Annotated in this window: 13 protein-coding genes and 2 pseudogenes; 9 read left to right on the forward strand and 6 right to left on the reverse strand. The window is 52.9% G+C overall.

Features of this window, described 5'->3' with window-relative positions:
* Nucleotides 1–2 precede the first annotated feature (2 nt).
* The 8 genes and pseudogenes from rpsP to ADN00_RS08370 form a co-directional block, all read left to right on the forward strand.
* A pseudogene (gene rpsP, locus ADN00_RS08340) lies at nt 3–260 on the forward strand (30S ribosomal protein S16); the annotation flags it as partial.
* A 149-nt stretch (nt 261–409) separates the two neighbouring features.
* A complete protein-coding gene (locus tag ADN00_RS08345; RefSeq protein WP_075062512.1) occupies nt 410–649 on the forward strand; it encodes a KH domain-containing protein in 240 nt (79 codons plus the stop codon).
* Nucleotides 646–1209, forward strand: a complete 564-nt coding sequence (gene rimM, locus ADN00_RS08350) for a ribosome maturation factor RimM (protein WP_082389986.1) — start codon at nt 646–648, stop codon at nt 1207–1209. Before ADN00_RS08345 ends, rimM begins: the two co-directional genes overlap by 4 nt.
* Nucleotides 1210–1225: 16 nt before the next feature.
* A complete protein-coding gene (gene dprA / locus ADN00_RS08355) occupies nt 1226–2344 on the forward strand; it encodes a DNA-processing protein DprA (RefSeq protein ID WP_075062513.1) in 1119 nt (372 codons plus the stop codon).
* Nucleotides 2337–3428 carry a mannose-1-phosphate guanylyltransferase gene (locus ADN00_RS08360; protein WP_075062514.1) on the forward strand — a complete coding sequence of 364 codons (1092 nt, stop codon included), beginning with the start codon at nt 2337–2339 and terminating at the stop codon, nt 3426–3428. The genes dprA and ADN00_RS08360 overlap by 8 nt, the downstream gene beginning before the upstream one ends.
* A 9-nt stretch (nt 3429–3437) precedes the next feature.
* Nucleotides 3438–3557: pseudogene (locus tag ADN00_RS20655) on the forward strand (DUF5679 domain-containing protein); the annotation flags it as partial.
* Nucleotides 3558–5756: a type I DNA topoisomerase gene (gene topA, locus ADN00_RS08365; protein ID WP_456238512.1), complete on the forward strand. Its 2199-nt coding sequence runs from the start codon at nt 3558–3560 to the stop codon at nt 5754–5756.
* 138 nt (nt 5757–5894) lie between these two features.
* A complete protein-coding gene (locus ADN00_RS08370; RefSeq protein ID WP_075062515.1) occupies nt 5895–6956 on the forward strand; it encodes a hypothetical protein in 1062 nt (353 codons plus the stop codon).
* Nucleotides 6957–7017: 61 nt separating this feature from the next.
* Here ADN00_RS08370 and ADN00_RS08375 read toward each other — a convergent pair whose 3' ends face one another.
* From ADN00_RS08375 to ADN00_RS08400, 6 genes are read right to left on the reverse strand one after another with little or no spacing between them, the layout of a single operon-like run.
* Nucleotides 7018–8220, reverse strand: coding sequence for an FprA family A-type flavoprotein (locus tag ADN00_RS08375; protein ID WP_075062516.1), 1203 nt, complete (start codon nt 8218–8220; stop codon nt 7018–7020).
* Between the two features lie 14 nt (nt 8221–8234).
* Complete coding sequence (gene greA, locus ADN00_RS08380; RefSeq protein WP_152966300.1) at nt 8235–8702, reverse strand: transcription elongation factor GreA; 468 nt, start codon at nt 8700–8702, stop codon at nt 8235–8237.
* A 50-nt stretch (nt 8703–8752) separates the two neighbouring features.
* Nucleotides 8753–9901, reverse strand: a complete 1149-nt coding sequence (locus ADN00_RS08385; protein WP_075062518.1) for a deoxyguanosinetriphosphate triphosphohydrolase — start codon at nt 9899–9901, stop codon at nt 8753–8755.
* Between the two features lie 18 nt (nt 9902–9919).
* On the reverse strand, nt 9920–10720 hold the full coding sequence (locus ADN00_RS08390; protein WP_082389988.1) for an isopentenyl phosphate kinase: 801 nt from the start codon (nt 10718–10720) through the stop codon (nt 9920–9922).
* Between the two features lie 16 nt (nt 10721–10736).
* A complete protein-coding gene (gene mvk / locus ADN00_RS08395) occupies nt 10737–11690 on the reverse strand; it encodes a mevalonate kinase (RefSeq protein WP_075062519.1) in 954 nt (317 codons plus the stop codon).
* 10 nt (nt 11691–11700) lie between these two features.
* Entirely contained in the window at nt 11701–12576 is an 876-nt protein-coding gene (locus ADN00_RS08400; protein WP_075062520.1) for a decaprenyl-phosphate phosphoribosyltransferase, read from the reverse strand.
* A 58-nt stretch (nt 12577–12634) separates the two neighbouring features.
* On the opposite strand from ADN00_RS08400, the gene ADN00_RS08405 reads away from it, so the two are divergent.
* Nucleotides 12635–13429, forward strand: coding sequence for a TlyA family RNA methyltransferase (locus tag ADN00_RS08405; RefSeq protein WP_075062521.1), 795 nt, complete (start codon nt 12635–12637; stop codon nt 13427–13429).
* The last annotated feature ends 43 nt before the right edge of the window (nt 13430–13472 follow it).

Here is a 13472-nt window from a genome sequence, read left to right on the forward strand (position 1 = left end):
AAATGGTACGAATTCGCTTACGCCGTGTAGGTTTGCGTAAACAGGCCAGCTACCGCATTATTGCCGCCGACAAGGAAAGCCCCCGCGACGGGAAATTCCTCGAGATTTTGGGTTTCTACAACCCGCGCACCGAGCCCTCCACGATTGAAGTCAAAGAAGATCGCGTTTTTGATTGGATGAGCAAAGGCGCTCAGCCTAGCGAATCAGTGGAGAAATTGTTCAAGAGCATTGGTCTTTTAGACCGGTTTGCCCGTTACAAGGGCGGTGAATCGATTGAGGTTCTGCTGTCTGAGGCTGAGGCTCGCAAAGCCAGCCAAAAAGTTGACGCGCGCACCCGCCGCGACTAGTTGTAGATCATCGCTTAAGTGAGAAAAGGCGTGCCTGATAACGGCACAGAAAAGGATCTGCTGTGAAGGAATTGGTTGAATATATCGCCAAATCGCTTGTGGAGCATCCTGAAGAAGTGTTTGTGAAACAGGAACGAGCCGGCGGAAATAAAGTAAGACTCGAACTGCGCGTAGCCAAAGATGACATGGGACGCGTCATTGGTAAAAGCGGCCGGGTTGCGAATTCTGCACGAATTTTGCTGCGGGTTGCTGCTGCGCGTGAGGGAAAGCAAGCCAATCTGGATGTTGTTGAACCCCGATGAGCTTAAAAAACGATTCTCTTAACCGGCGTATGGATGGATCATCTGGCTCGCCCAATTCGGGCGAGCCTGTCTTCTTAGTGATTGGCCGCTTGCGCCGCCCGCACGGTGTAGCCGGTGAAATCAACATGGAAGTGCTGACCGACTTCCCCGAGCGCATTCGCAAGGGCGCGGTGCTGCTGGTGGGCGAGTCTCACCGTGAGCTGGTCTTGGAAAGCGCGCGGCCGCATGGCAAGGGCATTCTCATCCGCTTCGCGGGGATTAACGATCCTGAAACGGTGGGTCTGCTGCGCAATGAGCTTGTTTACAAGGCGGCGGCAAATCTTCCCAAGCTTCCGGCCGATGAGTATTACCATCACGATTTACTTGGAATGCAGGTCTTTCTTGAAAACGGCCAGAAATTGGGCGTTCTGCGGGAGATTATCGAGACGGGGGCGAACGATGTTTACCAGGTGGAGACGGAAGATGGAAAAGAAGTTCTGCTGCCCGCCATTGAATCGGTGATTATGGAAATCAACACGGACGAGGGGCGTATGATTGTCCGGCTGCAAGAGTGGTTATAAGGGCTGGTCCATTAATATGGATGAAAAAGCATATTGGATTGGATTCAACCTTGTCAAAGGGGTTGGAGCCGTCCGGCTCCAGGGATTGCTGGATTTCTTTGGAAATCTGGAAATGGCCTGGAATGCCCCTTATGACGCTTTGCGCCAGGCTGGCCTTTCGGAAAAAATAGTTGAGCAGTTTTTGATCCTGCGCAAGCAAGTTGATTTGAGCCGGATCATGGAACGTATTGATCAGGCCGGAATCCGGGTGTTTACCTGGAGTGATGAAGATTACCCCCGTCGTTTACGAGAAATTGACCAGTCACCGCCGGTGCTGTACTGCAAGGGCACGATTGAGCCGGAAGATGAATGGGCCGTGGCCGTTGTGGGCACGCGCCGCATTTCGGCTTACGGACGGCAGGTAACGCAGGAATTGTCGGCCTTTTTGGCGCGGCGCGGCGTTACCGTGGTGAGCGGACTGGCGCGCGGCGTTGACGCGCTGGCGCACCAGACCGCCATTCAAAACGGGGGAAGAACGTTTGCTGTTTTAGGTAGTGGTGTGGATAAAATTTATCCACCTGAGCACCGAAAACTGGCCCAAGAGATCAGCGAGCGGGGAGCCGTGATCAGCGACTATGCTCCCGGCACTCCACCGGATGGCAGCAATTTTCCGCCACGCAACCGGATTATCTCTGGTTTGACGTTGGCAACGGTGGTGATCGAAGCCGGCGAGACCAGTGGGGCGCTCATCACAGCCAATTTTGCCGCCAACCAGGGCCGCGACGTGTTCGCGGTGCCGGGGAGTATTTATGCTCCCCAGTCGATTGGCGCCAACCGCTTGATTCAGGATGGGGCGCGTCCGCTGCTGAAGATGGATGATGTTCTGGAAAGCCTGAATCTGCAAAATATCTTTGAAAAGCAAACTGCCCGGCGCGTTTTACCCGGAGACGAGGTGGAAGCGCGCCTGTTGAAATGCCTAAGCCGCGAACCGCTGCATATTGATGAAATCAGCGCCAACAGTGGATTATCGATTGATAAGGTTTCGGCCACGCTGGTAATGATGGAGTTGAAAGGCATGGTACAGCAGGTGGGCGGAATGAACTACGTGAGCATTCAAGAACCGAACGAAGATTACAGGACGGTGAATCATGCTTGAACATACGTATGCAGTCATCATGGCCGGCGGCGGCGGAACGCGCCTATGGCCGCTTTCTCGCCGGGCTAACCCAAAACAGATGCTGCGCTTGGGCGCGGAGCGGACGTTATTCCAGCAGGCGGTTGACCGCCTGATGGGGTTGATCCCTGTTGAGCGAATCTGGGTGGTTACCGTGGCAGAACAGGCATTGGAACTGGGCAAGCAATGCCCTGATATTCCAGAGCAAAACTTCCTGCTCGAGCCGATGCCAAAAGGTACGGCCTCGGTTGTGGGTTTTGCAGCGGCTGCTTTGAGCAAAGTGGACGCAAACGCGAGCATGATCATTCTGACGGCTGATCACTTCATTCAGAATATCTCTGTGTTTCACGCCTGTTTGAAAAGCGCGGTGAAAGTGGCGCAGGCTGGTTTTCTGGTAACCCTGGGCATTGAACCCACTTACCCTGCTACCGGTTATGGATATATTCAACAAGGCGCCAGTTTGGATATCGAATCGGAAGTCAAGGCTTTTCAAGTCGTCCGGTTCAAAGAGAAACCGAACCTTGAAACCGCCCAAAAAATGATTGAGAGCGGCGACCATGCCTGGAACTCAGGCATGTTCATCTGGCGCGTGGACCGTATATTGGAAGAATTTGCCTCCAGCATGCCGGGTTTGTATGAGAAATTGATGGAGATTCAAGCCGCATGGGGTGGCAAAGATCAGAAAATGGTGGTAGATTCTGTCTGGCCTACCCTTCACCCCGAGACGATAGATTATGGCATCATGGAAAAGGCGTCTCAGGTGGCGGTGCTGCCCGCTCACCAGTTAGGCTGGGACGATGTGGGAAGCTGGGATTCACTGTTCGATGTTTTAGAACCCGACGAGCAAGGCAATATTGTGCTGGAAGCGCGGCACATTGGCATGGGGACAAAGGGTTCGCTCATCTGTGGAGAAACATCCAACCGGATGATTGTAACGTTAGGCGTGGAAAATATGATTGTTGTGGATACCGGCGACGCGGTATTGATCTGCCCGCGCGGAAATTCACAACGAGTAAGAGACCTGGTCACCTACTTGAAGGAACAGGGACTGGAACGATATTTATAGGAGTGGACGTTGGTAGAAGCCTATTGTGTTAAATGCCGTACAAAACGAGAAATGGTTAACCCGGTGGCAGATTTTAATGCCGCTGGCGCGCCGATCACACGCGGTGCTTGCGTGGTTTGTGGGACCAAGATGATTCGGATTGGTAAAACCGCGGAGCATGAAGGCCTGAATCCGCCTGAAAAGGCCAAGAAGACGGTTAAGCGTTCGGGCAAGTTGGTGATTGTTGAATCGCCAGCGAAAGCCAAAACCGTCGGGCGCTTTTTGGGGAAAGGCTACATTGTGAAGGCATCGGTTGGCCATGTTCGCGATTTGTTGCGCTCGGAATTGTCGGTGGATGTGAATGACAATTTCAAGCCAAAGTATCGCGTTCCCAACGAGAAGCGCGCCGTGGTCAAAGAGTTAAAGCAACTGGCCAAGAACGCTGAAGAGGTGTATCTGGCGACTGACCCGGACCGCGAAGGAGAAGCAATCGCCTGGCATTTAATGGAATCCGTGGAAGTTGAACCTGAACAGGTCAAGCGGGTTGTTTTTCACGAGATCACCGAAAAAGCCATTCAAGAGGCCTTCAGCCATTCGCGCCAGGTGGATATGCACCTGGTGGATGCACAGCAGGCGCGCCGGATTTTGGACCGGCTGGTAGGTTACAGCCTGTCGCCGCTGCTGTGGGAAAAGGTGCGCAGCCGTCTATCCGCTGGCCGTGTGCAGTCGGTGGCTCTGCGACTGATTGTGGAGCGCGATCGGGAAATTGAGGCTTTTATCGCTGAGGAGTATTGGAGCATTCTGGCGGAATTGAAGCCGGAAAAAGAAAAGAGCACTTTCAAGGCCAAGCTGGTCAAAGTCAACGGGCAAGATCCCGTGCTTAACACTGAAGAGGTGGTTAAGCCCATTCTGATCGATCTTGAAACGGCTGTTTATACCATTTCAAAGATCAAACGCGGTGAACGCCGCCGCAAACCGGCCGCGCCGTTTATCACCAGCACACTGCAGCAAGAGGCGTCCCGCCGGTTGGGCTTTACTGCCAAACGAACCATGGCGATTGCGCAGCAGTTATACGAAGGTTTGGATGTGGGGAACGGCGGATCGACTGGTCTGATCACCTACATGCGCACGGACTCGACTAATATCTCGAAGGAAGCGCAGCAAGAGGCACGGTCATACATTACCCAAAATTACGGAAACGATTTTCTGCCAGAAAAACCACCCGTGTACCGCACACGCACCATCGCGGCACAAGAGGCCCACGAAGCTATCCGCCCGACTTCTGTAAGCAGGCATCCTGATCAGTTAAAACCATATCTCAATTCTGCCCAATTCAAGTTGTATCAGTTGATCTGGCAGCGCTATTTGGCTTCTCAAATGGAAGCGGCTGTCTACGATACCCTGTCCATTGAGGTCAGCGCGGTCAGCCCGGCGAATGAATACTTGCTGCGGGCTTCGGGTTCGGTGGTGCGGTTCCCTGGTTTTCTGGTGGTGTACGAGGAATCGCAAGATGAAGATTTGAACCCGGACGAGGAAGAAAATGTGCGCATTCCGGCCAGCCTGGAAGAAGGTCAGCAGCAGAAATTAATGCGCCTGATCCCCGAGCAGCATTTTACCCAGCCACCGCCGCGATTCACGGACGCTTCTCTAGTCAAGGCGTTGGAAGAGTATGGAATTGGCCGCCCATCCACATACGCGGCGATCCTTTCCACAATTCAGGATCGTGGATATGTTGTTCGCGAAGGCAAGCGCTATATTCCCACGGAAACAGGTATTCTGGTCAACGATCTGCTCACGCATTATTTCTCTGAGATTGTTAACACCGATTTCACCGCGAACATGGAAGAAAACCTGGACGAGGTCGCTTCGGGTGAAAAGCAGTGGGTGGATGTGGTGCGGAATTTTTACCAGACTTTTGAACCGCAATTGGCGCACGCCCAGAAAGAAATGCCGGAGACCAAGTCGGAACTGGAAAAAGTTGGTCGGGCTTGCCCGGAATGCGGACATGACCTGGTTATTCGCTGGGGACGCTTCGGAAAATTCATCAGCTGCAGCAATTTCCCGGAGTGTCGCTACACGGAACCCTGGCTGGAGAAAATAGGCGTGCATTGCCCATCCTGTGAAACCGGTGAGATTGTTGAGCGGCGGACGAGAAAAGGGCGGGTTTTCTACGGCTGTTCGAATTACCCGGAATGCCAATTTACTTCCTGGAAGAAGCCGACTCCAATGCCCTGCCCTAACTGCAAAGGCACGCTGGTGATCGCGAACAAACGCGAGGTGCAATGCCTGCAATGCCAAGAAAGTTTCCTGCTGGAAATGTTGGAAGATGGTTCGCCTGAGTCGGCATAGTTATTGCAACACTCCTGAAGAACGCTGGTCTTGAAAAATTGCGTTCTTGTAAATTTTGTTCTAAAATACTATAAATTTATATGAATCTTAAGAACAAGCATCGCGCAATTTGGATAAACTGCCTTTAGGAGCATGAAAATGGAAAAGATTCGAGAATACCTGAAGAATCCGCTCATTACGGCTGCGGCCGGTTTTGTGGTTGGATTGATCATCGGATGGATGGTTTTAGGTTGGGGGTTGTTTCCAGTGAAGTGGACGGACGCTAGCGCGGGGCAGCTGCGCGCTGATGTTCGTGAAGACTATCTCAAAATGGCAATCCAGTCTTACAGCTTGAATAAAGACGCAACGCTGGCGCTGACGCGATGGAATGAGTTAGGCGATGCTGCCCCGGAAGTGTTTAAGAAAGTCCAATTGGACCCCAGTATGAACGCTGAAGCGGTGGCATTGTTTAGCAATGTGGTTCAAGCGCCCATGCAAGAACCGCTCCCCGCTGTGCCTGGCGAGGGCGTCACACAAGCCGTACCGCTTCCTTTGGAAACTCAGGTGGTTCCCGCCACTGAGGAAAAAGAGGGCGGGATTAAGCCAGTGCTGCTGCTGGGAGTTTTCTGCCTGCTGACATTGATCATTGGCGGCGCGGCGGCTTATGTGCTTTTGATCCGCAAGCGCCCGGCACGCAGCGGCGCGAGTTACGCCCCGGTGCAGCAATCGCAGGAGATCAATCGCACCACCGAAGTAACCGATTATGAATCGGAAGGCCAGTCTGCACCCATCCAACAGTTTATGACCACTTATATGCTGGGCGACGATCTGTATGATGATTCCTTCAGCATTGATTCGACCAGCGGTGAATTTTTGGGTGAATGCGGTGTGGGCATCACTGAGACAATCGGCGTGGGCGACCCTAAAAAGGTAACCGCGTTTGAGGTTTGGCTGTTCGATAAGACCGATATTCAGACCGTTACCAAGGTGTTGATGAGCGAGCACGCTTTCAATGATCCTTCGATCAACCAAAAACTGGCCTCGAAGGGCGACCCGGTGATGATCGCGCCAGGCGAGCGGGTCTTGCTGGAAACTGCCGCTCTGCAGCTGGAAGCCCGCGTGGTGGATATGAATTACGGCCAGGGCGCGCTGCCAGAGAACAGCTTCTTTGACCGGTTGACCCTGGAATTGGCCATTTGGCCCAAAGGGAGCCGGGGATAACCCCTGCACTTCAACTTAAATGAAAAAAACTGCCAGACGCCTGGCAGTTTTTGTTGTCTCTCTAGTTGGTTTCCAGCAGATACCGGGCAAAGCGTTTGCCCAGGTCTTCCAGCTGGGCAAGCCCCATCTCGCCGGCGGACCCTTCAAAGTCGATGGTTTCGAACATTTTCCAGTTGAGTGGGGTAACCTTCTCCAAAAAGTCGCGTTTGGCCGTGCCGGCCCATCCGTAGCTGCCAAAGAAAATCGCCTCTTTATCGGTGATGCGCTTGATTGAAGCCATGTCGATTACATTGGACATCATGGGAAAGAGCATTTTTTCATATGTGGGCGCGCCAACGGCTACAGCGCGATTCACCCAAAGCGCGGGCAATAGATTGCCGATGTGCGTATATTGGACGTTGAAAATTTCTACCGGCACATTTTCTGCGGCAATACCCTGGGCAACGGCATTCATCATCTTTTCGGTGTTGCCGTACATGGTGGCGTAAAGCATGGTAACCGCATTTTTGCCAGGCGTGGATTGCATGGCCGCCCATTGAGAATAAAGCTGGATAATCTCCTGGGGATTTTTTCGCCAGATAAGCCCATGCGATGGGGCAACGACCTTGATGGGAACTTCGGCAAGCTTTTGAATGGCCTTGCTAACCGGGATGCTGAAAGTGGCCACAATGTTCACATAGTAGCGCAGGGCTTCGGTTTTATAGAAATCCAGGTCGGTTGTGTCTTCATCAAAAATGGAACCGCGAAATGCGCCGTAACCGCCAAATCCGTCGCAAGAGAAGAGCGCTCCGGTAGTCTCGTCAAAGGTCATCATTGTTTCCGGCCAATGCACAAAGGGCGTGGAATAGAAGCGCAGAGTGTGCGATCCCAGCTCGAGTGTATCACCGTCATCGACGATCTGGACGTTCTCGGTTATGCCGTAATAAGAGACCAGCATTTTGGCTGCTTTTTTACTGCACACCAGCTTCACCTGGGGCGCTTCGGCCAGTAAAGCTTTTACCGCGCCGGAGTGGTCTGGCTCCATGTGATTAATGATGACGTAATCGACCTCGTTGAGTGAAACCAGATGTTGGATCTGCTCCAGAAAAGCGATCGATTCAAATTCTTTGGCAAGATCGATAATCGCTTTTTTGGCATCGTTGATCAGATAAGTGTTATAGGTGATGCCATCTTTTTTGATGGGCCACAGACCTTCAAAAAGGTCGGTTGTGCGGTCATTGATTCCGATCCAAAAGGTATCTGGTGCGATTGCAACGGGTTTCATCCGTCCTCCAAAAATTAGTTGATTTCCATAATCTTGAAGATCACTTTGCCGCCGGGGGTATCCACTTCCACTGCTTCCCCCACCCGGTGACCAATCAACGCGCGGCCAATGGGAGATTCGTGAGAGATGCGGCCATTACGTGGGTCGGCTTCTTTGGGGCCTACCAGGTAATAGGTTTCTGGTTCATAATCATCTTCTTGAATGGTAACATGGTCGCCAATACCGACAATGTTTTTGTCCTGTTCCATTTCATCGATGATCTTGGTGTTGGCCAGAATGTTTTCCAGCTCTTGAATGCGGCCTTCTAGAAATCCCTGTTCTTCCTTTGCGGCAATGTAATCGGCATTTTCCGATAAATCGCCCTGTTCAATGGCAATGCGCAGGCGAGTAGCCAGATCTTCGCGGCGCGGGCCTTTGAGTTCAGCCAGTTCTTCCTGCAGGCGGGCAGCGCCTTCTGCTGTCAGATAATTTACTAAAGTCATCATTGCTCCATCCAGTAAATTGAAAATTAAGTGTTATGTTTGAAAGTGGTTCAGGGCAAAAACCCCGGATCAAACAGTTTTTGGTATTCTTCGATCGCAAAGCGGTCAGTCATTCCGGCAATGTAATCACAAACTGTGCGGTGAAGCCCGCGTTGTTGAATGGTTTCCTGCACCTTTTTGGGTAGGATCAGCGGTTCGTTGACATAGGCTTCAAACAACTTCGTAATGATTTGCTCGGCTTTCACCGACATGCGCATCACGCGGTATTGGCGGTACAGATTATTATACAGAAAATCTTTTAACTGCCGATTGCGGCGGTGCATGTCTTCGCTAAAGCAAACCACATTATAAGGCAGGCGCTGCAATTCGTCTACCGATTTTACGCCGGAGGCTTTGATTTTTTGATCGGTTGCCTCCAGCAGATCATGGACTTCGAGGTTGATCAGGCGGCGGATCAGACGGTGGCGTTCCAAATCGTCCAGGCGGTTCCCCTGCCAGCCCACACTGGCGACAATCAAGTTCCATAATTCCAGGTTTTCGAGCATGTGCACTTGCAGCATGCCTGAGCGCAGTCCATCATCCAGGTCGTGCGCGGTGTAAGCCAGCTCGTCAGCGGCGTTACAGATTTGGGCTTCCAGACCGCCGCGCAGATTCGGGTTGAAATCGCGCGCGTCTGAAACATCATACTCGGTTTCGTGCTTCACCAAGCCTTCCAGCACTTCCCAGCTTAAATTCAGGCCAGGAAAGTCGGGATAGCGGTTTTCCAGTTCGGTTACGATGCGAAAAGATTGTTTGTTGTGTTCAAACCCGCCGTGATCTTTCATCAAGCGGTTGAGCACCGTTTCGCCGGAATGGCCAAAAGCCGGGTGCCCCAGGTCATGAGCGAGGCAAATGGTTTCAACCAGGTCTTCGTTGCCGCCCAAGGCGCAGGCAATGCTGCGCCCAATCTGGGCCACTTCCAGGGTGTGGGTGAGGCGGGTGCGATAATGATCGCCTTCATAGTTGATGAAAACTTGCGTTTTATATTCCAGCCGCCGAAAAGCCGTGGTGTGAAGAACACGGTCACGGTCGCGTTGAAACCTGGTGCGATTATCGGGTTCATCTTCCGGGTACAGCCTTCCGCGGCTGTCTTTGCTGTGAATGCCGTAGGGAGCCAAAGAACGCGCTTCAATCTCCTCCAACATCTCTCTGGTAAACATGGTCTACTCCTCAAAAGACTAAAATCCTGATGAGATAATTGTACCCAATTCTTCACCGGTCAATGCTTTGTGTACATTGCCAGCCTCAAGTCCGGAGAAGATTTGAACCTTCAGATTCGGAATTTGTTGAACCAGGTGGAGCATGCTTTGCACTTTTAACAGCATGCCGCCGGTTACATCAACTGACGCGGAAGCCTGAATGGCTGCCTGGATTTGGGGAAAGGTCTGGGGAGTGATTTTGGAAATCAATTTCTGGCTTTGAGGGAAATCTTCCCATACTCCTTCGTCTTTCCCGGTATAGAGAATGCGGTCAGGGTGAATAACCAGGGCCAGATAGTGAAACAGTTCTTCTGTGGAAAGGATGGTGCCGCCCTGGCCGTGATCAAAGATCACATCACCCATAATGACGGGGAGAAGACCGGCTTGCAGCGCGGACTGGATATTTTGTGTATCCCAGGTGATGATCTTGCGGTGATCGGTCGTAACCATGGCGGAGGGTGGAAAGCTGATGGCAGGCAAGTTCGCTTCGTCGAGAGAACTCATCACAATTTGGTTCAGCTCGCGCGCGTCGCGCCACACCTCTGCAAACCCAAGCCATTCTTCGCGTGAGCGCACGCCGCCATGCGTGCCATATTTTCTCGCGGAGGCGTGTCCAAAGGAACCAGAGCCATGCCCCAAGATGATGTTCAGGTGGGGCTTTTCCTTCTTGGCGGCAGCGATTTCTCCGCAGAGGCGGTTGATGATATCCACTCGCGCCGTTTTGGGTCGGTCTTTGTCGGTGATTAATGAACCACCCAGTTTAAGAAAAATGAGCATCATTACATCTCCACATGGTTTAGAGCGAATGCGGTTTGAGGGTTGTTACAATGGTGCGTACCGCTCCTGCGATGGAAAGCCGGGCGGCCACCTGTTCCGCGTTTGAGGTCTCGACCAGCGCGATGATATTTCCGCCGCCGCCAGCGCCAGAAAGCTTGGCACCGAGCGCTCCGGCTTGCAACGCGGCTTTTACCAGCGCATCCAGGAAGGGCGTGGACACCCCAATTTGCTGTAAAAAAGAATGGTTTTTGTTCATCAAGCTGCCCAGACCGCGGGTTTGCGAGGATTCAAGGGCAGAGCGGGCTTGTTGAACAATCTCGCCGATATGTTCAAAGCAGGTTTCCATTTGCCGCGGGTCGGTCTTCCAGCGCTGGCGCACCGCGCCGACCATCTCGGCAGTGGAACCCGGCTGGCCGCTGTCCGCGATGACAAAGGTGTGCGGGGCGGCGGTTGCCAGTTTTTCAAAGGGCTGGCCGCGCCGGAAGTAGATGGGCTGAGCATAGGTGATGACCGTGTTATCTACGCCGGAAGGCGTGCCGTGGAAGCTTTTTTCAGATTCAAAAGCCAGTTTGTTGACGGTCGCATCATCCAACGGGCAGTTTAGAAAAGCGGAAACAGCGCGCAAAATTGCCACCGCGACTGCCGCTCCTGAGCCCATTCCACCTGCGATGGGGATAGTGGATGTAACGCGCAGGTGAAATGCGGGGTAGGCTGGAAGGCCAAGGTGGGCCTGGAGGATGCGCAGAATTCGAGCGAGCGGGTGTTCTGCGGGCAGGTCTTGCAGGAGACTGATGGTTTGAATGTCCGGCGCGTCGATGAGGACCTCTCCGCTGGTTGCAGTGGGGCGCGCCATCACTACAGCTCGGGCGGCTACCTGAGTAACCGGTATGGCAATTGCCGGCTGTCCATAGACAACCGCGTGTTCGCCAAACAGGATGATCTTCCCCGGGGCACTGGCAGAAATGGCAGGCATGGCAAGTCCATCAGGAGAATATGTAGAAAATCAATAGAACCGCCAGGCAATAGAGCGCGACGGTGATTTGCAGCGGGCGGTCAGAGAGCACCATATCTTCGGGCGCGCCGCCAGCCCCTTTGACCTGGATCAGATACAGGTAGCGGAAAATGCCATAAATCACAAAGGGAATGGTGAGCATCATGGTGTGATTTTCCGGCAGATTCACCGCTGAAAAAGTGTAGAGCGAGTAGGCCATGATGGTGGTGCTGGAGACAATGGTGATGAGCTGGTCTAGCAAGGGGATGGTGTAGCCGTCTAATACACGCCGGTGGCTTTGGGCCTGGTCTTTGGAGAGGGTGGCCAGTTCCGCGCGGCGCTTGCCAAAACCCAAGTAAAGGGTAAACAGGGTCGTAACAGCGAACAACCAGGGGGAGAACCGTTCGACAACGATGAGAGTCACCCCGGCGCTGACGCGTAACACAAACCCGGCCGAGATGAGCAGGACATCAATCAGCGGAACATGCTTAAGCCAGAAGGAATAAAGCACATTAATGATCAGATAAAGAACAACCACCATCGCAAAAAGCGGGGAAAGAACGATGGAAGCCGCCAGCGAAAACATGATGATGATCACAGCAGAGATGACAGCCACGCGCACAGGAAGCTGCCCGGAGGCAATGGGACGGTTTTTCTTCCGCGGATGCGCCCGATCCGCCTCAATGTCTTTGACATCATTGATCAGGTAAACCGCGCTTGAGATGAAACAGAAAATAATCAGGCCAGCCAGGGTGCGGCTGACCGCAAGCGGATTATTAAGCTGGCGGTCGAAAACCAACGCAGCCAGAACGAAGACATTTTTGGTCCACTGGCGCGGACGCATTGATTTTATTAATCCCATCAGCATGAGGTTATCTTATCATAAGATGCTTAAAAGTATGCGCCAAAGGAAGTAAAATTAGACAATGCAGAAAGAAAGATTGGATGTTTTATTAATGGAGCGCGGGCTGGTGGAAAGCCGCTCGCTGGCGCAACGGCTGATTATGGCTGGTGAGGTGCGGGTGAATGGTCAGCCGGTCTTGAAGCCGTCGATCCGGGTGGATGACCAGGCGCTGATTGAAATTGAACAAGGACCAAAATTTGTTTCGCGGGGCGGGGAAAAACTGGAAGCCGCGCTAATCGCTTTTGGACTGACCGACCTGCATGATCTGGTGTGCGTGGATGTGGGCGCGTCGACCGGCGGCTTCACGGATTGTTTACTGCAGTACGGCGCGAAGCGCGTGTACGCTGTGGATGTGGGGTATGGTGTGCTGCATTGGAAACTGCGCAACCATCCGGCGGTGGTATCCATGGAGCGCACCAACGCCAGGCACGTAGAGAATTTTCCGGAAGTGGTGCAGTTGGTGACGATTGACGCTTCCTTTATTTCTTTGAAAGTTCTGCTACCAGCGGTGAAACGCTGGTTTGGCGAGCGTAGTGGACGGACGGTGGTGCTGGTGAAACCGCAGTTTGAAGCCGGCAAGAAAGACGCGGATAAAGGCGAGGGGGTGATTCGCGACCCGGCCATCCACCGCCAGGTGCTGCTTTCAGTGTTGGAATCGGCACAAGAAGAGGGATTTGCGGTGGAAGGTTTGATCCGCTCGCCGCTGCAAGGGCCCAAAGGCAACATTGAATTTTTGGCCAATCTGGCCTTTCCCTTGCAGACGCTGGCGGATTTACACCCAATGGTGGATCGCGTTTTGCCGTTGATTGAAGAGTAGCCACCATTCTTTTGCCCCTGCGGATGAATTAGGGTATACTTCA

This window comes from Ornatilinea apprima (assembly GCF_001306115.1).
GTDB classification, from domain to species: Bacteria; Chloroflexota; Anaerolineae; order Anaerolineales; family Anaerolineaceae; genus Ornatilinea; species Ornatilinea apprima.

Excerpts from the sequence above, each read along its gene's own strand:
- ADN00_RS08360 (WP_075062514.1), top strand. The coding sequence starts at position 2,337 with ATGCTTGAACATACGTATGCAGTCATCATGGCCGGCGGCGGCGGAACG.
- rimM (WP_082389986.1), top strand. The coding sequence starts at position 646 with ATGAGCTTAAAAAACGATTCTCTTAACCGGCGTATGGATGGATCATCT.
- ADN00_RS08375 (WP_075062516.1), bottom strand. The coding sequence starts at position 8,220 with ATGAAACCCGTTGCAATCGCACCAGATACCTTTTGGATCGGAATCAAT.
- ADN00_RS08405 (WP_075062521.1), top strand. The coding sequence starts at position 12,635 with ATGCAGAAAGAAAGATTGGATGTTTTATTAATGGAGCGCGGGCTGGTG.
- ADN00_RS08370 (WP_075062515.1), top strand. The coding sequence starts at position 5,895 with ATGGAAAAGATTCGAGAATACCTGAAGAATCCGCTCATTACGGCTGCG.
- topA (WP_456238512.1), top strand. The coding sequence starts at position 3,558 with ATGATTCGGATTGGTAAAACCGCGGAGCATGAAGGCCTGAATCCGCCT.
- dprA (WP_075062513.1), top strand. The coding sequence starts at position 1,226 with ATGGATGAAAAAGCATATTGGATTGGATTCAACCTTGTCAAAGGGGTT.
- ADN00_RS08400 (WP_075062520.1), bottom strand. The coding sequence starts at position 12,576 with ATGCTGATGGGATTAATAAAATCAATGCGTCCGCGCCAGTGGACCAAA.
- ADN00_RS08390 (WP_082389988.1), bottom strand. The coding sequence starts at position 10,720 with ATGATGCTCATTTTTCTTAAACTGGGTGGTTCATTAATCACCGACAAA.
- mvk (WP_075062519.1), bottom strand. The coding sequence starts at position 11,690 with ATGCCTGCCATTTCTGCCAGTGCCCCGGGGAAGATCATCCTGTTTGGC.
- ADN00_RS08385 (WP_075062518.1), bottom strand. The coding sequence starts at position 9,901 with ATGTTTACCAGAGAGATGTTGGAGGAGATTGAAGCGCGTTCTTTGGCT.
- greA (WP_152966300.1), bottom strand. The coding sequence starts at position 8,702 with ATGACTTTAGTAAATTATCTGACAGCAGAAGGCGCTGCCCGCCTGCAG.